19 protein-coding genes are annotated in these 19,555 nt (G+C 70.0%); 10 read left to right on the top strand and 9 right to left on the bottom strand.

The genetic code is table 11. The annotated features are described in order from the left end of the window. Positions 1-7: 7 nt before the first annotated feature. Positions 8-4,036, bottom strand: coding sequence for a PAS domain S-box protein (locus HNQ67_RS08985; protein WP_343054865.1), 4,029 nt, complete (start codon positions 4,034-4,036; stop codon positions 8-10). 201 nt (positions 4,037-4,237) lie between these two features. Between HNQ67_RS08985 and HNQ67_RS08980 the strand changes: the two genes are divergently transcribed. The 3 genes from HNQ67_RS08980 (at position 4,238) to HNQ67_RS08970 (ending at position 7,566) form a co-directional block, all read left to right on the top strand. Beyond that, on the top strand, positions 4,238-5,467 hold the full coding sequence (locus tag HNQ67_RS08980) for a cell wall hydrolase (protein WP_183254556.1): 1,230 nt from the start codon (positions 4,238-4,240) through the stop codon (positions 5,465-5,467). Positions 5,468-5,549: 82 nt separating this feature from the next. After that, positions 5,550-7,070, top strand: a complete 1,521-nt coding sequence (locus HNQ67_RS08975) for a PAS domain-containing protein (RefSeq protein WP_246347517.1) — start codon at positions 5,550-5,552, stop codon at positions 7,068-7,070. An 88-nt stretch (positions 7,071-7,158) separates the two neighbouring features. Beyond that, positions 7,159-7,566, top strand: coding sequence for a response regulator (locus HNQ67_RS08970; protein ID WP_183254552.1), 408 nt, complete (start codon positions 7,159-7,161; stop codon positions 7,564-7,566). A gap of 10 nt (positions 7,567-7,576) precedes the next feature. Here HNQ67_RS08970 and trxB read toward each other — a convergent pair whose 3' ends face one another. Next, positions 7,577-8,587, bottom strand: a complete 1,011-nt coding sequence (gene trxB, locus HNQ67_RS08965) for a thioredoxin-disulfide reductase (RefSeq protein ID WP_183254551.1) — start codon at positions 8,585-8,587, stop codon at positions 7,577-7,579. Between the two features lie 77 nt (positions 8,588-8,664). On the opposite strand from trxB, the gene HNQ67_RS08960 reads away from it, so the two are divergent. The 3 genes from HNQ67_RS08960 to HNQ67_RS08950 all read left to right on the top strand — a co-directional run bounded on the left by HNQ67_RS08960 (position 8,665) and on the right by HNQ67_RS08950 (position 10,934). Further along, positions 8,665-8,877 (top strand): glycine zipper domain-containing protein, encoded by a 213-nt coding sequence (locus HNQ67_RS08960; RefSeq protein WP_183254549.1) that lies wholly within the window; start codon positions 8,665-8,667, stop codon positions 8,875-8,877. Between the two features lie 33 nt (positions 8,878-8,910). Then, complete coding sequence (locus tag HNQ67_RS08955) at positions 8,911-10,416, top strand: TIGR00341 family protein (protein ID WP_183254547.1); 1,506 nt, start codon at positions 8,911-8,913, stop codon at positions 10,414-10,416. A 128-nt stretch (positions 10,417-10,544) separates the two neighbouring features. Continuing rightward, the gene (locus HNQ67_RS08950) at positions 10,545-10,934 is read left to right on the top strand and encodes a DUF559 domain-containing protein (RefSeq protein ID WP_183254545.1); all 390 of its coding nucleotides are present in this window, start codon (positions 10,545-10,547) and stop codon (positions 10,932-10,934) included. 27 nt (positions 10,935-10,961) lie between these two features. Here HNQ67_RS08950 and HNQ67_RS08945 read toward each other — a convergent pair whose 3' ends face one another. The 5 genes from HNQ67_RS08945 to HNQ67_RS08925 all read right to left on the bottom strand — a co-directional run bounded on the left by HNQ67_RS08945 (position 10,962) and on the right by HNQ67_RS08925 (position 13,912). After that, positions 10,962-11,918, bottom strand: coding sequence for a mitochondrial fission ELM1 family protein (locus HNQ67_RS08945; protein WP_343054864.1), 957 nt, complete (start codon positions 11,916-11,918; stop codon positions 10,962-10,964). Between the two features lie 23 nt (positions 11,919-11,941). Next, positions 11,942-12,364 (bottom strand): VOC family protein, encoded by a 423-nt coding sequence (locus tag HNQ67_RS08940; RefSeq protein WP_183254543.1) that lies wholly within the window; start codon positions 12,362-12,364, stop codon positions 11,942-11,944. A 4-nt stretch (positions 12,365-12,368) separates the two neighbouring features. After that, positions 12,369-12,842 carry a transcription elongation factor GreA gene (greA, locus tag HNQ67_RS08935; protein WP_183254541.1) on the bottom strand — a complete coding sequence of 158 codons (474 nt, stop codon included), beginning with the start codon at positions 12,840-12,842 and terminating at the stop codon, positions 12,369-12,371. Between the two features lie 114 nt (positions 12,843-12,956). After that, entirely contained in the window at positions 12,957-13,157 is a 201-nt protein-coding gene (locus tag HNQ67_RS08930) for a hypothetical protein (protein WP_183254539.1), read from the bottom strand. An 89-nt stretch (positions 13,158-13,246) separates the two neighbouring features. Then, complete coding sequence (locus HNQ67_RS08925) at positions 13,247-13,912, bottom strand: glutathione S-transferase family protein (RefSeq protein WP_183254820.1); 666 nt, start codon at positions 13,910-13,912, stop codon at positions 13,247-13,249. 151 nt (positions 13,913-14,063) lie between these two features. Here HNQ67_RS08925 and HNQ67_RS08920 point away from each other — a divergent pair, with 151 nt between their 5' ends. The 4 genes from HNQ67_RS08920 to HNQ67_RS08905 all read left to right on the top strand — a co-directional run bounded on the left by HNQ67_RS08920 (position 14,064) and on the right by HNQ67_RS08905 (position 18,541). Then, positions 14,064-14,993 carry a hypothetical protein gene (locus tag HNQ67_RS08920; protein ID WP_183254537.1) on the top strand — a complete coding sequence of 310 codons (930 nt, stop codon included), beginning with the start codon at positions 14,064-14,066 and terminating at the stop codon, positions 14,991-14,993. Between the two features lie 54 nt (positions 14,994-15,047). After that, positions 15,048-16,106 carry a selenide, water dikinase SelD gene (gene selD / locus HNQ67_RS08915; RefSeq protein ID WP_183254535.1) on the top strand — a complete coding sequence of 353 codons (1,059 nt, stop codon included), beginning with the start codon at positions 15,048-15,050 and terminating at the stop codon, positions 16,104-16,106. Further along, on the top strand, positions 16,103-17,164 hold the full coding sequence (mnmH, locus tag HNQ67_RS08910; RefSeq protein WP_183254533.1) for a tRNA 2-selenouridine(34) synthase MnmH: 1,062 nt from the start codon (positions 16,103-16,105) through the stop codon (positions 17,162-17,164). The genes selD and mnmH overlap by 4 nt, the downstream gene beginning before the upstream one ends. Before the next feature lie 81 nt (positions 17,165-17,245). Then, positions 17,246-18,541 (top strand): dicarboxylate/amino acid:cation symporter, encoded by a 1,296-nt coding sequence (locus HNQ67_RS08905; RefSeq protein WP_183254531.1) that lies wholly within the window; start codon positions 17,246-17,248, stop codon positions 18,539-18,541. On the opposite strand, the gene HNQ67_RS08900 is transcribed toward HNQ67_RS08905, so the two are convergent. After that, positions 18,538-18,828 carry a DUF1294 domain-containing protein gene (locus HNQ67_RS08900; protein ID WP_343054863.1) on the bottom strand — a complete coding sequence of 97 codons (291 nt, stop codon included), beginning with the start codon at positions 18,826-18,828 and terminating at the stop codon, positions 18,538-18,540. The two genes, HNQ67_RS08905 and HNQ67_RS08900, sit on opposite strands and share 4 nt — an antisense overlap. Positions 18,829-18,910: 82 nt before the next feature. Further along, complete coding sequence (locus tag HNQ67_RS08895) at positions 18,911-19,327, bottom strand: hypothetical protein (protein WP_183254529.1); 417 nt, start codon at positions 19,325-19,327, stop codon at positions 18,911-18,913. Between the last annotated feature and the right edge of the window lie 228 nt (positions 19,328-19,555).

Here is a 19,555-nt window from a genome sequence, read left to right as displayed (position 1 = left end):
ACTCGCCTCAGGTCTCGCCGGAGGGCGGATCGCCCAGCACGGCGGCGAGCTGCTCTCCGGAATAAGGTTTTCTGACAAACGGCCAGGGCGCGTCCGCGAGGGCGGCGTCGACGTCGTCGCCGGCGTAGCCGGAGGTCAGGACGATCCGCATCGCCGGCCATATCCGCGCACTCTCGCGTGCGAGTTCGATGCCGGTCATGCCGCCTGGCATGACGACGTCCGTCAGCATGATGTCGAAGCGCTGCTTGTGAAGCAGTTCGAGCGCCTGTGGGGCGTTCTCGGCCGACAGTACCTCGAGGCCGAGGCTCTCAAGGAGCTCCTGGGCCACCGAGGCCACACCCGGATCATCCTCTACCAGCAGCAAACGGCGTCCGGCGGTGACGGCGCGAAGCTCGGCCGTGGCCGCGGCCGGGTCGGCCTTTTGAGACGCGCCCAATGGCGGCAGGTAGAGGCGGATCTCGGTCCCGCGGCCGACGGTCGAGGTGATCCGGACGCCGCCGCCGCTCTGTCGGGCGAAGCCATAGACCTGGCTCAACCCGAGGCCCGTGCCCTTGCCGACCGGTTTGGTCGTGAAGAACGGCTCGAACACCCGCTCGATGATGTCGGCGGGCATGCCGGCGCCGTTGTCGGAAACCGTGACGCAGACGTAGTCGCCGGGCGGCAGCTCGGCGATGTCTCCCGCCTCGACCCTGCAGCTCAAGGTCTGGACCATAACCTTGCCGCGGTCGCCGAGGGCGTCGCGGGCGTTGACCACCAGATTGAGCAAGGCGGCTTCGAACTGGGCCGGATCGACGCTGACCCGGGCCCCGCCGCGCCGCAGCTTCAGCTTGAATTCGACGGCCTCGCCGAGCGCCCGGCGCAGCAGGGGCTCGCTCTCGCGGATCAGGCCGTTCAGGTCGGTGGGTTCGGGCCGCAGCGCCTGACGCCGCGAGAAGGCCAACAGTTGATGAGTCAGGCGCTCGCCGCGCCGCGCCGCCGACAGCGCCGCCTCGCCCAGCTTCTTCTGACGTGCGGCGTTGTCCGGCGAGCGCAGCATCATGTCCAGCGCACCGATCACGACCGTCAGCAGGTTGTTGAAGTCGTGCGCCACGCCGCCGGTCAGCCGCCCGACCGCCTCCATCCGCTGGGCGTGCATCAGATCCGCCTCGGCCTTGGCCTTTTCCGCCAGCGCCTCGCCGACGCGTTCCTCGAGCAGTTCGTTGATGCGTTTCAGGTCGTCTTCGGCCCGCTTGGCCTCCGTGACATCGATATTGGCGCCGACATAGCCCTGGAACTGGCCCGACCCGTCGAAGCGCGGCACCCCCTCGCAACGCAGCCAGCGCAGACCGAGCTGGGGGTGATTGACTCTCACCACCCCTTCGAAACGGTCACGATCGTCGACGGCCCGCCGGTAGGCCGCGTCGAAGTCCGCGAGGTCGTCGGCATGGACCAGTTGGCTCCAGGCGTCGTCTATGGCCTCGTCTGTCTCGACCCCGAAGAAGGTCCGGAAGCGGCGGTTGATAAAGGTCAGGCGGGCGTCCTCGTCGGTCATCCAGATCAGCGCCGGCGCGCTGTCGGCGACGGTTCTGAAACGGGTCTCCGATTCCTGCAGCCGCGCCTGCGCCTCGCGGATGTCGGTGACGTCGAAGGCCACGCCCACGAAACCGACGACCTCGCCACCCGCGGCGAACCGCGGACGGGAGAAAGACTTCAGCCAACGGTATTCGCCGTCGTGGCGGAGATATCGCGCCTCGAGCGAGAAGGGCTGTCCGGCGGCTTCACCGGCGAGCGAATCCGCCAGAACCTGTTCCTGATCGTCCGGATGGATGACGGCGCGCCAGTCCAGCAGCCGCGCCTCCTCGTAGGAGCCGCCGTGGTAGGCGACATAGGCCTGGTTGACGAAGGCGCGAGTGCGGTCCTGCCGGGTTACCCAGATCAGCACGGGCGCGGTGTCCGCGATGGCGCGGAAGCGCTCCTCGCTTTCCCGGACCTCGGCCTCGGCCCGGGTGCGTTCGATCTCGGTCCAGGTGCGGGTGGCGACTTCCTGGAGCAGCTCCAGCTCTTCGTCGGTCCATTCCCGGACGCGGGAATCGTGCACGTAGAGGAAGGCGCGCAGACGGCCGCTCCGGATCAGCGGCGCCCGCATCAGCGAGCGGGTCTCCAGTCGTTTGAATACCTCGCCGGCCTTGCGGGTGCGGGGGTCCTTGCGCACGTCGGCGATGCGGATGGACCGGCCGGCGGCAAGGTCCGAGATCAGTTCGGCGCCCAGGTCCTCCAGCTGGAACTGACCGTGGGCGCTGGCCACGTCGGCTGTCCAGTCGCGGCTCATCGTGATCTGGCGGCGCTCCTGGTCGACCTCGCCGTAGCCGACCCGCTGGGCCTGCAGTTCCGAACCGAGCGCCCGTTCCACCTCGGCCATGATTTCGTCCGATGAGTTCAGGTCCCGAAGCGTGTCGGTCAGGGCGAGCAGGAACGACTGCCGACGTTCCTGCCGCGCCAGCGCGTCGATGGCGTCGCGGGTGTCGCTGACGTCGAACGACATGCCGACATAGCCCTTGAAGGCCCCTTCGGCGTCGAACCGGGGATTCACTGCGATCCGCAACCACCGCCAGGCCCCGTCGGCGCGTCGAAAGCGCGCTTCGAAGCCATAGGGCTGTCGGTTCGGCCGGGCCTCGGCCTGGGCGACGTTGACGCTCTCGACATCGTCGGGGTGGATCGCCTCGCGCCAGACGTGCCCCAGAACTTCATCGGCCGGCCGCCCTATGAAGTCGACGAGCGCGGCGTTCACGAACTCCACCTCAGCGTCCGCATTGGTCAGCCAGACCGGCGACGGGGCGGTATCGGCGAGAAGGCGGAAACGCGCCTCGCTTTCCCGCAGGGCGGCCTCGGCCGCCTTGGCGCCGGAGATGTCGACCACGACGGCGATGAAGCCCTCGACCGCGCCGTCGCTGCCGGTGAGCGCCCGCAGGCTGATGACCACCCAGACGGTCGAGCCGTCGGGCCGAATGTAGCGCTTCTCGAGTTGCGCCCCGCCTTCCCTGAGCGCTTGGTCGAGGGCGCGTCGGGTCGGTTCGATGTCGTCCGGGTGGCTGACCTGTTCGGTGCTCAGGCCGACGACGCTCCCCGGCGGCACGCCGAGGATTTCGGCGAAGCGGGCGTTGGCGTTGACGATCGCCCCGTCGAGCCCGACCTGGGTGATCCCGGCGGACGCCTGATCGATCATGGCCTTGAGCTGGGCTTCCCGCTCCAGCAGGGCGGATTCCGCCGCTCGCGCATCGGTGACGTCGACGTTGACGCCGATCATACCCCGGAACCGGCCGTCGGCGTCGATCCGCGGACGGGCCTCCGTGCTCAGAATCCGCCATTCGCCGTCGGCCCGGCGATACCGGGCCTCCACTTTCATCGGCGATCTCAGCTCGATGGCGGACATGGTCGTCGCCGCGACGCGGTCGCGATCGTCCTCGTGCAGCACCGAGAAGAAATTGAAGCCGGATCCGTATTCCACGACCCCCCAGAACTCGCGGAGCGCCTGGTTAAGCAACAGGCAGCGGCCCTCTTCGTCGCTCATCCAGAGCATGACGGGGGCCTGTTCGCTGATGAGGTGCAGGCGGTGTTCGCTCTCGCTGGCCCGATCCGCCGACACGCGCAGGGCGTCGATGGAGGCGTCGAGCTTGCCGACGACCTTGCGCAGCGAGGCGGCGACAATGGTGGCGAACAGACCGACGATGACGAAGTTCGATGTGGCGATCACGCCCATCCGGTTGGACACGCCCGCCCCGATGGCGTCGATGCCGAGGAGGGTCCAGCCCCCGAACAGGCAGGCGACGACCGCAACAAGGCCCGCCGTCCGGCCGCCGGCGAGCGCGGCCACGATCACCGCCGGCAGCAGGATCATGAAGCCGGTGATCTCGCCGTAGAACGGCGTAAGGGCCCATCGGACCGTCAGCGCGACGACGGCCGCGCCGACCCCGAGCAGCATTGATCCCCGCCAGTCGCGCGGACGCACCCGCGCCAGGCGCGTGACGCCCGCGTCGATGTCGAATACCCGTCGAAGCACCCCGACCGCGCCCAAATGATCCCCCGCTCGCGCGTACGCGACCTCCCGCAACGTATTGGTTCGGTTTGCGTTCCGGCAAGCGGTGCGATTGGCGCCAAACGCCCGGCGAGGCGCATCCTGGTGCGTCGATCCTCGCTTGGAAGACGCCCAGCCTTGACCGGACGGCGTTTTTCCGCCTGAAAACAGCCTCGCTCAGGGCCTATGACAGGCCTGTCCGGCGCGGTCGCCGGAAAGCGGGAGCTGGATTTGGCCAGGACAGACTGGACATCGATGCTGAAGCGGACGCGCCGGCTCGCCGCCGCCGCGCCCGCCGCCCTGGCCGCCGTCGGCGTGGCCATGGCCGCCAGTTCGACCGTCCGTCCCGAGATCGACCGCCGGGCCGAGGCCGTGCGGCAACTGACCCGGGGCGACCTGACCGACCGGGGTCTCGGCGCCATCACCGCGCGCATGACGCCTTCGCAACTGGCGATCGCCATGCGGCACGACCCGAACGATCGCCGCGCCGCCCTCTACGGGCTGACGCCCGGATGGGAGAGCCTGTCGCTCGGCGGCAAGCCGTCGCTGGATTTCGGCGCCTCCGGCCTTGAGGCGCAGAAGCTGAACGCCGCCATGCCCGCGTCCGGCCTGCTGCGCCCGGCCCAGCCCTTCGCCTTCAAGCCGGCGACCGCCGAGGACCGCCGCCGCGCCGTCCGCTGCCTGACCCAGGCCATCTATTACGAAGCCGCGCTGGAGCCGACCGAGGGTCAGGAGGCGGTGGCGCAGGTGATCCTGAACCGCGTCCGCGACCCCAACTACCCCAACTCGGTCTGCGGCGTGGTCTACGAAGGGGCCGAACGGGTCACGGGCTGTCAGTTCAGCTTCACCTGCGACGGTTCGCTGGCCCAGGGGCCGGCCGCCTGGGCCTGGACCCGCGCCGCCCGCGTCGCCGAGCGGGCTCTCGCCGGCCATGTCGCCGGGAAGGTCGGCACCGCGACCCATTACCACGCCAACTACGTCTATCCGTGGTGGGCCCCCACGCTGAACAAACTGACCCAGATCGGGGCGCATATCTTCTATCGCTGGAAGGGCGTCTACGGCGAACCGGCGGCCTTCCGTCAGACCTATTCGGGACGCGAGCCGCGCATCGACGAGGCCCGCTTCGCCCGCCCCCGTCTCCAGGTCGTCTCGGCCGACGCCGCGGAGGTCGCGCTGGCCGAGGCCGCGGCGGCGGGCGAGCCGGCCACGCGCACCGTCGTCATCGACGGGCAGACCCGCACCGTCGGCGTCATTTCTCTCGGCGGGCGGCGGCAGCCGACGGCGGAGGACATTGCCGGCATCAACGAGCGCCTGGCCGCGTTCGAGGCGCCTTCGCCCAAAGCCGCTCCGGCCGCTCCGCCGCCGCCCGGCGTGACGGTGATGGACGTCGAGGAAGTGGGCCGGCCAGCACGCTGACAAATCCCGCGTCCGCCATTGCAACGCTTTTTGGCCCCCGGCATTCATGAGGGCCGCGCCCGTGCGCATTCCAGAGGTCCGCTTGAGCGCCACCACAGACAAGCCCGCGTGGAACGAGGCCGACCGGCTTGGCGCCCTTCGCGCCTATGAAATCCTCGACACGCCCCGGGAAGCCGCCTTTGACGAGATCGTCAATCTGGTCGCCCAGGTCTTTGACGCCCCGATCGCGGTGGTCAATCTGATCGACGAGGGGCGGCAGTGGTTCAAGGCCGAGACCGGCCTTGGCGTCCGTGAAACCCCGCTTGAAACCTCATTCTGCGCCCACGCCATCCTGATGCAGGACAGCATGGTGGTGCCGGACGCCACGAGAGACGATCGCTTCTCCTGCAACCCGCTGGTGACCGGAGAACCGGGCCTGCGCTTCTATGCGGGCCGGTTGCTGAAGTCCGCCGAGGGGCTGCCCATCGGCACCCTTTGCGTGCTGAGCGACAAGCCGCGCCCCGAGGGCCCGACGGCCCTGCAGATGCAGACCCTTCAGGTCCTCGCCGCCCAGGTGATGACGCTTCTCGACCTGCGCCGCGCCCTGGCGGCGCAGCGCCAGTCGGAGGCCCAGTTCCGCGCCATCGCGGACTCCATGCCGCAGATGGTGTGGTCGACCCTCCCGGATGGATTCCACGACTATTACAATGCCCGTTGGTACGAATACACCGGGGTGCCCGAGGGCTCGACGGACGGCGAGGCCTGGAACGGCATGTTCCATCCCGAGGATCAGGCGCGGGCCATGTCAGCCTGGACCCATTCGCTTGAGACCGGCGATCCCTACGAGATCGAATACCGACTACGACGCCACGACGGGGTCTATCGCTGGACCCTCGGCCGGGCCCGGCCGATCCGCGACGAGGCGGGCGAGATCACCCGCTGGTTCGGCACCTGCACCGACATCGACGACCTGAAGCGGTCCGATCAGGCCAAGGAACTGCTCAGCCAGGAACTGAGCCACCGCATCAAGAACATCTTCGCCGTCGTCTCGGCGCTGATCGCGCTTTCGGCCCGTCAGCATCCTGAGGCCAAGGCTTTCGCCAGCGCGGTCCGCACCCGCATCAGCGCCCTGGCCAGGGCCCACGAGTTCGTCCGCCCGCACACGGAAACCTCCAGGCCGACCGTCGGCTCGATGACCCTGCACGCCTTCCTGGCGGATCTGTTCAAGGCCTACAGCGACCTGAAGGGCGAACCCCGCATCCTGCTCGACGGCGACGACGCGACCTTCGACGATCAGGCCGCGACCTCGGTGGCCCTGCTGTTCCACGAATTGGCCACCAATGCGGCGAAATACGGGGCCCTGTCGCGCGAGGACGGCCGGGTGACGCTCGACACCCGGCGCGCCGGGGACCGCTTCATTCTGACCTGGACGGAAACCGGCGGACCCGCGGTCAGCGGGCCTCCGACCCACACCGGTTTCGGCTCGTCGCTGGCCAGTCTTTCGGTCGAGGGTCAACTGGGCGGCCGGCTGGAACGGAACTGGCTCAGGGATGGTTTGCAGGTTGTCGCCGACCTTCCGGCGACCGCCCTGTCCCGTCGTCGCGCCGCGCAAAACGTCGCATGAAGGAACAAGGGTGGTTACCGGGCGCTAACCCGGACCTGATATAAACCCTGCGTACGAAGCCGTACCAAAAGCCGACTGAACGACCGAAATGACCGCCCGCATCCTGATCATCGAAGACGAGGCCCTGGTGGCCATGGAGCTTCGCTTCGTCCTCGAGGACCTTGGTCATCGGGTCGTCGATACGGTCGCGGATGCGAAGTCGGCGCGCGATGTGGTGCGCGAGAACGACATCGATCTCGCGCTGGTCGACATTCATTTGTCGGACGGCCCCACCGGCGTCGCCCTCGGCCGCGAGCTGGGGCAGGAGATGGGCGTCACCGTCCTGTTCATGACCGCCAATCCGGGCATGGTGCGAAACGGCGTCGCCGGCACGATCGGCGTCCTGTCCAAGCCGACCGACGAGCGTGCGGTGCAGACCGCCGTCGACTACGCCCTGCGCCGCCGCCAGGGCGAGCCGGTGATGTACGCCCCGCCCGAGCTTCAGCTGTTCGGCTGAAGCGGCCGGCTCACCAGACGCCGATCTTTTCGGCTTCCTTGTGCGAAATCGGGTCGCCGGCTGCCTTGTGGTCCTGTTCGGCCAGGAACCGCACCGCCTCCAGCGCCGCCATGCAGCCCATCCCCGCCGCCGTGACCGCCTGGCGGTAGATGTCGTCGGTCACGTCTCCGGCGGCCCAGACGCCCTCGATGGCCGTCGCGGCCGTGCCCGGCTTGACCACCAGATAACCACCCTGCTTGGTTTCCAACTGGCCGGCGAACAGTTCCGACGACGGCGCGTGGCCGATGGCGATGAACACCCCGTCCGCCGTGATCTCGCGGGTCTCACCGGTCTTGACGTTCTTCACGCGCGCGCCGGTGACATTGACCCCGCCCATGTCGGTGGTCTCGCCGAGAATCTCGTCAATGGCGTGATCCCAGACCACCTCGACCTTCGGATTGGAGAACAGCCGGTCCTGCAGGATGCGCTCGGCCCGGAACTCGTCGCGGCGGTGTACGACGGTCACCTTCGAGGCGAAATTGGTCAGGAACAGCGCCTCCTCGACGGCGGTGTTGCCGCCTCCCACCACGATCACCTCCTTGCCCCGGTAGAAGAAGCCGTCGCAGGTGGCGCAGGCGGAGACGCCGAAGCCCTGGTATTTGGCCTCGCTCTCAAGCCCCAGCCATTTGGCCTGGGCGCCGGTCGAGATGATCACGGTCTCGGCCAGCATCTCGGTCCCGCTATCGAGCGTCAGGCGGAACGGCCGTTGCGACAGGTCGGCCTTGACCACGATGTCCTCGATCACCTCGGTTCCGACGTGCTCGGCCTGGGCCCGCATCTGCTCCATCAGCCAGGGGCCCTGGATGACGTCGGCGAAGCCGGGATAGTTCTCGACATCCGTGGTGATGGTCAGCTGGCCGCCGGGCTGCAGGCCGGCGATGACGACGGGGCTCAGCAGGGCGCGGGCGGCGTAGATGGCGGCGGTCCAGCCGGCGGGGCCGGACCCGATGATGGCGACGCGGACGGTGCGGGGAGTGGTCATGCGCCTATTTAGGCGTTGATTCCGTCCGATGCGATGGCAGGTTGCCATCCATTCACAGCGAAACGGGAGCGGCGACCATGGAAGGGCGCAGTCATCTGGGCATCGGCATAGCGCTGGGCGTCGCGATCGGGGCCGGTTTCGGCGTGGCCACGGATAACCTCGGGGTCGGCATCGGCGTGGGCGTCGCCATCGGCGTGGCCCTGGGGCTCGCGATGGACGCGAGGAAAGGCCGCAAGGATGGATCAGCGGACGCGGGCGCGGCGGGTCCTGCGGACACGGATGCCGATTGACGGCGTAGTCTTGTCCGTTCAGAGGCCGTTGCCATGACCGAGACAGCCAGAACGGCCCGCGAGACCCGCAACATCGCCCGCCGGTTCATGGCCAACGTCCGGCGCGGGGTCGAGCACGAAGACGTCGCCGACGCGGTCTACGAGAACGGCGGCCTGACCGGCCGCTACCTCATCATGACCTTCATCTCGGCCGCGATCGCGATTCTCGGCCTGATGCTGTCGTCCCCGGCCGTGGTCATCGGGGCCATGCTGATGTCGCCGATGATGGGGCCGATCGTGGCCCTCGGCTTCTCGCTGACCCTGCTCGACTGGGCCGAGCTCAAACAGTCGCTGACCGCGCTCGGCATCGGCTTCGGTCTGGCCCTGCTGGTGGCGATCCTCCTTACCGTGCTGTCGCCGCTCAAGGAGCCGACGGCCGAAATTCTCGCCCGCACCCGGCCCAACTTCTTCGACCTGCTGATCGCCGTTTTCTCGGGCGTCGCCGGCGCCTATGCGGTGATCAAGCAGCGAGGCGAGACGATCATCGGCGTGGCCATCGCCACCGCCTTGATGCCGCCGGTCGCCACCGTCGGGTTCGGGCTCGGCACGGGCGATCTGCTGATCGCGGGCGGGGCCTTCTTCCTGTTCATGACCAACCTCGTGGCCATCGCCCTGGCCGCGACCCTGACCGCGACCTTTTACGGCTTTCGGCCCCGGATCCTCGAACGGCCCCAGCCGTGGCGGGCGGTTGCGGTGGTTATGGTCTTCGCCCTGCTGTCGGCCCCGCTGGCCCTGTCCCTTCAGGCCATCGGCCGCGAGAGCCGGGCCACCGCCGAGACCCGGCTGGCGGTCAGCGAAATCTTCGCGGGCGCCGATTCCCGCGTCACCCTGCTGGATGTACGCAGCGAGGGCGACCGCATTTCGGTCTCCGCCCTGGTCAGCACCCGCGCGCTGGTGGCCGACGCCCAGGCCCGCCTGCGCGAACGTCTCGACGCCGCTCTGCACACCTCGGTCGACGTTGTGCTGGATCAGATCGTGGTGGCCGATCCGCAGGCCGCCGCCCGCGCCGTCCAGGCCAGCCAGATCTCCGCGCCGGACCCGATCGCGGCCCTGCGCAACCGCCTGACCGAGGCCGTCCCGTTCGCCACTGACGCCATCATGCTGGACGGGCAGGGGCAACGCGCCCTGATCCTGCTGCGCCCCGACGCCGGGCTCGACCTCGCCAGCGCCTTCGCCCTTGAAAAGGCGTTGCAGGGTCGGTTCGAGGGCGTCGACGTCTGGGTCACGCCACCCGTGCAACCCTTCGACAGCGTCGCTCTGGGCGATCCCGACGCCGTGGCCCGCTCGGCCTGGGCCCTGTCCCGCTGGCGGGCAAGTCCCGCTGTTCGCTTCTGCCGCCCCGAGCCCGCGCCGGAGCCGATCGAGGGCCAGACGCCCCAGCCCGGCGCGCAGGAACAGTTCGTCGCCGCTCTCGCGACGGCGGGCGTGGCGATTTCGGGAGATGACGGGCCCGCCTGTCGCCGCGGCGACAGCAACCTCGCCCGGATCGCGCTGGACTGACGCGGAGGGAGAGGGCTCTCCCTCCCCCTCGGGGGAGGGTGGTTGGCGCGCAGCGCCGACCGGGTGGGGGCGGCCCCTTGCACTCCTCGCGACAGGCGCGCAATCTATGGGTGCGCGAGGAACTGACAATGCCTGTCGTCGCCAAGGCTCGAGCGATGCGCAAGAGGATGAGTCCTCCGGAGGCTCGTCTAGGGGTAGCACTGCGGCGCCTGCGAGCGCGGGGCTATCACTTCCGTCGCCAGCATCCGATGCTCGGCTTTTATCTCGACTTCGTCTGCCTCGACCGGCGGCTGATCGTCGAGGTCGACGGAGCCGGACACGATTGGCGTGTCGAGCAGGATCGGAGGCGGGACGCCGCCTTTGCGCGGGAAGGGTTTACGACGCTCCGCTATGGCAACGCTTCCGTCCGGGACAATCTCGACGGCGTCGTGGCTGGGATATTGGCGCATCTCGAAGCCGCCGTCCCCACCCGGCCGCTCCGCGGCCACCCTCCCCGGGGCGGGGAGGGAGACGGCTGACGCGCCGGCCGGGTGGGGGCGGCTACTCTACGCGCGCCCCAGCCGTTCCAGCACCACCCGCGCGGCCCGGTCGGTTTCGTTCAGCGGCTCATAGGTCCACGGCGTCAGCGTGCCGTCGAACAGCCGCGCCGCGCCGCGTTCGCGGAGATCGGCGTGCAGCCGGGCGAACTTGCCGGCGGGCTTCAGCGGGATCATCGGCAGGATGTGCACCGGGGCGCCGGTCGAGGCGGCCTCGGCGGCCATGTTGGCGCTGTCCTCGGTGACCAGCACATGGTCGGCGAAATGCAGGAAGGCGAAATAGGGGTTCGGGCCGGTCCCGTCCCAGATCATACCCGGCAGGCCCGCCAGCCTCGCCGTCATCACCTGTTTCGCCGCCTCCGGCGTGCGCCGCGAGAAGGTCAGCATCAGCGACCCGCCGGCGTCGGCGATGCTGGCCGCGATCCGGTCGGCCAGGTCGGCGGCGTGTCCCTCGGGCAGGTCGAAGGCCATCGAACGCCCGCCGATCAGCGTCGCCACACGCGGGCGGGGCAGGGCGGACAGGGCCGCCTCGAACGCCGCCGCGCCCCCTGACAGCGCCGCCCTCGTCACCCGATGCGGCGAGCCGGTGATCGGCAGCACATTGGCGCCCTCCGTCCGGTCATGCGCCGGAGCCACGACGAGATCGAAGGCCGCCGTGCGCCACCGCGGGTCCTGGGTCTGGACCACGAGGGTCTGGCGGCCCGACCGCTCGCGAACCCGCAGCGACAGCGGCAAGGTGGCGCGTCCGGTGGCGATCCACAGGTCCGGCCAGGCCTCTCCCGGGCCGGGCGCGGCCGGGTCGGATGACGGGTCGAGCATCCAGTCGGTCTTCAGCGCCGACGGCAGTTTGTCGAAGATCCTGCGCCAGCGGACGCGTTTGACGGTGATGTCGGCGGGGGTCAGCCGCTGCACGGCCTCTGCCAGCCCCAGCGCCTGATTCTCCATGCCGGCCCGGCCGTCGGACACGACCCATATCGACAGGGGCCGGGTCACGCGTCGTCGGCGCGCGCGATCCAGCACATGGCCTCGACCTTGTTGCCGTCGGGGTCGCGCAGGAAGGCGGCATAATAGCCGGGGGCGTACTCCGGGCGCGGGCCAGGGGCGCCGTCGCTGTAACCGCCCGCCGCCAGTCCGGCCTCGTGGAAGGCCACCACGGTCTCGGGGTCGGCGGCGCTGAAGCAGACGTGGGCGCCCGCGCCGGACGCCACTACGCCCCGGCTCTCGCGCGGCAGATTGGCCCAGAATTCGGGGAAGGTCCGGCCGTAGCCGATGCCGGCGCCGTGCTCCATGATCCGGCGCGCGCCGACGACCGCCAGCACGGCGTCGTAGAAGACGCCGGCGCGGTGCAGGTCCGTGACGCCGACCGAAACGTGCGACACCAGCGGAGCGCGCGTTTCGGAGGGCTGGGTCATCGGCCTATTTCCACTCGACCTTGAGGATCTCGTAGGCCTTGACCCCGCCGGGGGTGTTGACCTCGACCACGTCGCCGACTTCCTTGGAGATCATGGCGCGGGCGATCGGCGAGGCGACGGAGATCTTGCCCTGTTTCACGTCGGCTTCGTGCTCGCCCACGATCTGATAGGTGCCTTCCTCCTCGGTGTCCTCGTCGACCACGGTGACCGTGGCGCCGAACTTCACCTGGTCGCCGTCCAGCTTGGAGACGTCGATGACCTGGGCCCGGCTGATCTTGTCCTCGATCTCGGCGATCTGGCCCTCGATCCAGCCCTGCCGTTCCTTGGCCGCGTGATACTCGGCGTTTTCAGACAGGTCGCCGTGTTCGCGCGCCTCCGAAATGGCCGCGATGACGCTCGGCCTCTCGACCGACTTCAATTGCTTCAACTGATCGTCGAGGGCGCGATAGCCCTCGGCCGTCATCGGCACTTTTTCCATATGTCGTGATTTCTTGGTTAGCCCGACTGACAACGTACTCGGCACAGAGGTCGCTGGGCGCACGCGACCGGCCCGAGAGGGTAGGGCGCCACCGCCCCCGGTTCAAGGCTCGATTTAAACCGACCGGGACACCGTCCGGTTTCGGGCGCGTCGCGGGATCTGCCGGATCAGGCTCCAGGCCAGCCAGGCCACGGCCCCGAGGCCCACGGCCATGAACAGACCGGAGAGGATCAGCACGCCGGCGGCCATGAAGGCCAGAATGAAGGCCACGGCGGCGGCGAGGGCCGCGATGACCTGTATGGTTTTCAATCGCATGGCCCGTTAACGGCTGCGGCCCGTCAGGGTTGCGGCCCGGCGTGCTCCGGCAATTCAACAGCTTGTGTATGTGGCTTCGGCGCCGCGCTTCAGGCGTAGCTGTAGGGCCCGCCCCGTTCCAGCGCGCGTTGATAGGCCGGTCGGGCGTGGATGCGCGCCAGAAACGCTTTCAGCCGCGGCTTGTCGGCGCCGTAGCCGACCCGGCTGCCCGCCGCCTCGACCGGGAAACTCATCATGATGTCGGCGGCCGAGAAGGCGTCGCCGGCGAACCACTCCGACCGGGCCAGTTCGGCCTCCCAGTACGCCGTATGCGCCGCCAACTGCGGATCGATCATGCGGTCGTTCATCCCGCGGGCGATTCCCTTGGCCACCGGTCGCGCCAGCAGCGGGGCCCGCTTCGGAATCTGGCTGAAGATCAGCTTGAGCAGCAGCGGCGTCATCGCGGACCCCTCGGCGTAGTGCAGCCAGTAGGTGAAGCGCCGCCCCTCCGCCGTGCCCCGCGCGGGGCGCAGCGCCGACCCGCCGTGTGTGTCCAGCAGGTGTTCGACGATCGCTCCGGTCTCGGCCAGCCGGGCCTCGCCGTCATCGACCACGGGCGACTTGCCCAAAGGGTGGATGGCCCTCAGTTCGGGCGGCGCGAGCATGGTCTTCGCGTCGCGCTGATACCGTATCACCTCATAGACCAGCCCCAGCTCCTCCAGCAGCCACAGCACCCGCTGCGAGCGGGAATCGTTCAGGTGGTGGACGGTGATCATGGCGGGGCTCCGAGGGGTCATCGGGCGGATATACGAACCGTAGCGCATCGGGGATCAGCTGTGCAGTTTCGAATGACTCCATCCACGTCCGACGGCATGGTGACTCAACCGAACGTGGAGTGACGGTGTGATCCAGTCTCTTGCCGCCTTGATGACCGTCTTCCTCCTGGCCGGTCCGCAGGACCCGCCCCTTCCGACCGCCCAGCTCGAGGATGTCGAGGTGATGGCGCGGGCGCGGGCCGAGCGGGCGCGGGAATTCGTCGGGGAGGTGGCGGCGCCGGCGCGGGGGCGCGGCCTCGGCCGCTGGCTGAACGTCTGTCCCGGCATCGCCAACCTCGAACGGGCCGTGGCCCAGCCGATCGTCGACCGGCTGGCCGCCCGGGCCGGCGAACTGGGCATCGAGGTCGAGGGGCCGGGCTGCGAGGCCAATATCATCGTCGTCTTCACCGCCGACGCCGGCGACCTGACCCGCGCCCTGGTGCAGGCCGAGCCGCGCGTGTTCCGCGGCCAGGGCGGCGGCATCGACCGGGGCGGCGCCGCCCTGCGTGCCTTTCAGACCGGCGAGCGGCCGGTGCGCTGGTGGTCGCTGAGCGTGCCGATCAACAGCGAGACGGGCCAACGCGCCGTGCGCGTCCCCGGCGACCGCTCTGGCGGTACGGTCGATCCGCGGGTCGCAGACCTCCTGCAGTGCAACCCTGCTGACTGCGTCGGCGCCGGCGTCCCGGTCGTCCAGTCGCACGGCGGCGCCTCGCGGCTGAACAGCCAGATCGTCGACCAGATCTACAAGTCCATCGTCATCGTCGACATCGACGCGGTCGCCGGGTTGAACGCGGACCAGCTGGGCGACTACCTCGCCATGGTCACCTTGGCCCAGGTCGATCTTGAGGCCGACACCGTTCCTTTCGATACCGTGCTCAATCTGTTCGAGGACCCGCGGGGGGTGACCGGCCTTACCGAATGGGACTGGTCCTATCTTCAGGCCCTCTACAGTTCCACCTCGCGCCGGCGCAGCGCGGGCGCCCAGGCCACCGCCGTCGCCGCCATCATTGCACGCACCCCGCCCCCCGAGCCGGAGGAGTAGGGACTCGCCGCCCCGCCTGTTGAGTTTCGCGCCGGTTTGGCCCTAAGCCGGAGCATGACCGCGCCAGAGTCCTCGCCCGACGAACCCCGCCTGACCTCCCTCGCCCACGGCGGCGGCTGCGGCTGCAAGATCGCCCCGGCGGTCTTGCAGGACATCCTCAAGGGTATGCCGCAGGCCGCGCCCTTCGCGAACCTGATGGTCGGGACCGAGACCAGCGACGACGCCGCTGTCTGGCGCCTCAACGACGAGCAGGCGCTGGTGGCCACCACCGACTTCTTCATGCCGGTGGTCGACGACCCGTTCCACTTCGGCCAGATCGCCGCCACCAACGCCCTCAGCGACGTCTACGCCATGGGCGGCATGCCGATCCTCGCCCTCGCCCTCGTCGGCATGCCGGTCAATGTGCTGTCGACCCGGACCATCGGCCGCATCCTGCAGGGCGGGGCCTCGGTCTGCACCGCGGCGGGCATTCCGGTGGCCGGCGGCCATTCCATCGACAGCGTCGAGCCGATCTACGGCCTCGTCGCCCTCGGCCTGGTGCATCCGGATCAGGTGCTGACCAACCGGGGCGCGCGGCCGGGCGACGCGCTGCTCCTGACCAAGCCGCTCGGCGTCGGCGTGCTCAGCGCCGCCTTCAAGCAGGAGCGGCTCGGCAAGGACGGCTACCGGACGCTGATGGCCTCCACCACCCGGCTCAACGCCCTCGGCGCCAGGCTCCCCGGCCGCCCCGGCGTGCACGCGGTCACCGATGTCACCGGTTTCGGCCTTGCGGGTCATGCGCTGGAGATGGCGCAGGGCGCCCAGGCCACGGTCGAGATCACCGCCGATCCGCCGATGCTGTCCGGCGTCCGCGACCTTCTGGAGGCCGGGGTCCGCACCGGCGCCTCGGGCCGCAACTGGGCCAGCTACGGCGAGGCGGTCGACCTGCCCGACGGCCTCGAGCCCTGGCGCCGCGACCTGCTCACCGATCCCCAGACCTCCGGCGGCCTGCTGATCGCCGTGGCCGGCGCCGAGGCGTCCGCCCTGCGCGACTTCGCCCGCACCGAGGGCTTCGACACCCGGGTTGTCGGCCGCGTCGTCGAGGGCCCGGCCCGGGTCCGCGTCACCCGATGATCCGCCGCACGTCCGATCTGTCGCCCGCCGCCCGCGACGGCTTCGACGCCCTGATCGACGTGCGCAGCCCGGCCGAGTTCGATCTCGACCACCTGCCCGGAGCGATCAACCTGCCCGTGCTCGACGACGAACAGCGGGCCGCGGTCGGGACGGAATATGTGCAGGGCTCCAAATTCCTCGCCCGCCGCACCGGTGCGGCGCTGGTGGCCCGCAACATCGCCGCCCATCTGGAAGGCGCGCTCGGCGACCGCGACGGCTCGTTCCGGCCGCTGGTCTATTGCTGGCGCGGCGGCCAGCGATCGGGGGCCATGGTCACGGTGATGGATCAGGTCGGCTGGCCGGTCGCCGTGCTGGAGGGCGGCTACCAGACCTGGCGGCGGCGGGTGAAGGCGGCCCTCTACGACACGCCGTCGCCACACCGGCTGGTGCTGCTCGACGGCCCGACCGGCGCCGGCAAGACGGCCGTGCTCGCCGCCGTCGCCGCGCGCGGGGTGCAGACCCTCGACCTCGAGGCTCTCGCCGCCCATCGCGGCTCCCTGTTCGGCGCCATGCCCGGCGGCCAGCCGTCGCAGAAGGCCTTCGAGAGCGGACTGCACGACGCCCTGTCGCGCCTCGACCCCGCCCGTCCGGTGCTGGTCGAGGCCGAGAGTTCGAAGATCGGCGCCCGGATCGTCCCGCCGTCGCTGTGGGCCGCCATGACCGCCGCCCCGGCGGTTCGGCTCGAGTCTCCCGTCGCGGTCCGCGCCGCCCGCACCGTGCGCGACTACGCCGCCATCGCCGCCGACCCGGCCGCGCTGGACCGGGCGCTGACCCGGCTGCCGCGCCACATCGGCAAGCAGACGGTGACCGCCTGGCGCGCCCTCGCCGCGGCGGGAGAGGTCGAGGCGCTGGCGACCGAACTGATCGTCCAGCACTACGACCCGGCCTATCGCCGGCAGGGCGGGGCCGAGGGCCGCGTCCACCAGGCCGTGGTGGTGCTTGACTCGCTCGAGCACGCCGCGCTTGAGCAGGCCGCCGATCAGGTCGCCGCCGCCGTGAACGACCTCGACCGGGCCTGACGCCGCCCGGCGGCGCGGGAATCGTCCCCGGGCGCTTCACGACGGATGGTAAAAATCCCCGGCGGCGCCTAGCTTCGCCGGATGGCCGTTTCCCGACTTCGCTCCACCCTGACGTCCCTCAGCCTGTGGGTGCTCGTCGCCCTGCTGGCGGGCCTGTTCGCGGGGGCCGCGGCCCAGGCCTGGGGCCTGCCCGGCGGCGCCGCCACGGCCGAGCTGATCGGCGCGATCGGGACCCTGTGGCTCAACGCCCTGAAGATGACCATCATTCCGCTGGTCTTCAGCCTGCTGGTGACCGGCATCGCCTCCATCGCCGACGCGGCGGCGACCGGCCGTCGGGCCCTGAAGGCGCTGATGGTCTTCGCCGTGCTGCTGTTCGGCGCCACCGTCTACGCCCTCTTCGCCAATGAGGCCTTGCATCTGCTGTGGCCGATCGACCCGGCCGGCGCCGCCGCCCTGCTGGCCGGCGCGCCCGACGCCTCTGTGGTGCGCGACAGCGCGGCCGGGGGCGGCGTCCCGGCCTTCCTCGCCAATCTGGCCCCCGGCAATCCGGTCCGCGCCGCGGTCGAGGACAACATCCTCGGCCTCGTGGTCTTCGCCATCGCCTTCGGTTTCGCCGTCACCCGCCTCGCGGCCGCCCGCCGCGAACCGCTGGTGGCCTTCTTCGAGGCCGTGTCCGCGACGATGATCACCATCGTCCACTGGGTCCTGCTGGCGGCGCCCGTCGGGGTCTTCGCCCTGTCGATGGGCGTGGGGCTGAACGCCGGCCTCGGGGCCCTGGGCACCCTCGGTCACTATGTCTCGATGATCGTCCTGGCCCAGGTCGGCCTCATCCTGCTGATCTACGCCGTCGCCGTTCCCTGGGGGCGCATTGGTCTGGCCCGGTTCGCCCAGGGCATCATTCCGGCCCAGGTGGTCGCCTTCTCGACCCAGTCATCGTTGGCCAGCCTGCCCGCCATGGTCGAGCAGGCCCGCCTGGCGCTGGGCGTCTCGACCCCGACGGCGGGCCTCGTCCTGCCGCTGGCGGTGGCGGTGTTCCGCATCACCAGCCCGGTCGCCAACCTGGGGGTGGTCATCTACGTCGCCCATCTGCACGGCGTCGATCTGGGTCCCGCCGCGTGGATCGCCGGCGGACTGACCGCCATCGCCATCTCCATCGGCTCGGTCGGCCTGCCGGGCCAGGTCAGCTTCTTCGTCTCCATCGCGCCGATCTGCCTGGCCATGGGCGTGCCGATCCAGGTCCTGCCCCTGCTGCTGGCGGTCGAGGTCATCCCCGACATCTTCCGCACCATTGGCAATGTCACCGCCGATCTGGCGGCGGCGCGAATCGTCGAAGGCGGGGATGCGGCGGCCGATCCGGACGCGATGGCGGGGGTCTAAGCCGCGAGCAGGAGATAGAACAGGCCTGCGACTCCGGCGAGGTGCAGGGTGATCGCGACGCCCAGCAGGGTCCTGAACGGCTCCTTCCGCGTCTTGTGCCGCAAGATGTGCTGGCCCATCCATGCGCCGAGGCCGCCCGCGAGGCTGAACATCAGCAGCATGCGTTCAGGGACCCGTGACCCGTGAGCGCGCGCCTGAACCTTGTCGAACCAGAACAGGCCGAAGTTCAGCAGGTTGGTCGTCGCGAGGACGGCCAGCGCCCTGTCGGTGTCCGAGACTTCGATCACTGTGCGTCTCCCGGTCCCGCCGTGAACATGGCGGCGAAAGACTGACCGTTCGTTGATGGAGCAGGGCTCGTCGCCAACGCCGTCATCGCGTCCGCAGCGTCTCTCCCGCCCACATCCGCTCCAGCGCCTCGACCGCCTTCGCCAGCGCCCGCGCCTCCGCCGCTCGGCCTTCGCTGACCAGCCAGGTGACCCGCCGCAAGGCCCGCCCGATGGCCAGTTCCGGATCGACCCACGGCGGTTCGGGCAGCGTCTCCAGCACGGCCAGCGGGGCGATGGCCACCGGCGCCGGGTCCGCCCCGCCGCGAACCGGCCTCAGGTCCAGCTGTTCGGCGATGCGGCTGCGGGTCCAGCCCTCGGCCATCGCCCGCCGCCTGAGGTTCGAGAGCCCGACATCGAACCGCCGCGCCACCGAGGGCGCGGACTCGCCGGCGATATAGGCCTCGCGGACCCGCGCCCACGTCTCCGGCCCCCGATATTTGCGCAGACGGTGGTGTTCCATCGGGGAAGGATGGCAGGCGCCTGCGTCAGAAACGGACGTATCGTGTTTCCGCCGTCATCCTCGGGCCTGACCCGAGGATCAGACCGTCCGGTACTCCGTCAGGCGCGCACGGTCCCGTCCACCGGGCCGTCTTCATCGCACAGACCGCCTCCCGCCTCTGATCCTCGGGTCAAGCCCGAGGATGACGGAGAGGGGAAGCGGATGTCTCATGAGTCACCGATGTAGCCG

It is taken from the genome of Brevundimonas basaltis, from assembly GCF_014202075.1.
Lineage (GTDB): Bacteria > Pseudomonadota > Alphaproteobacteria > Caulobacterales > Caulobacteraceae > Brevundimonas > Brevundimonas basaltis.
The sequence above is the reverse complement of the archived record's forward strand: the minus strand, read 5'-3'. Positions and strand labels throughout refer to the sequence as shown.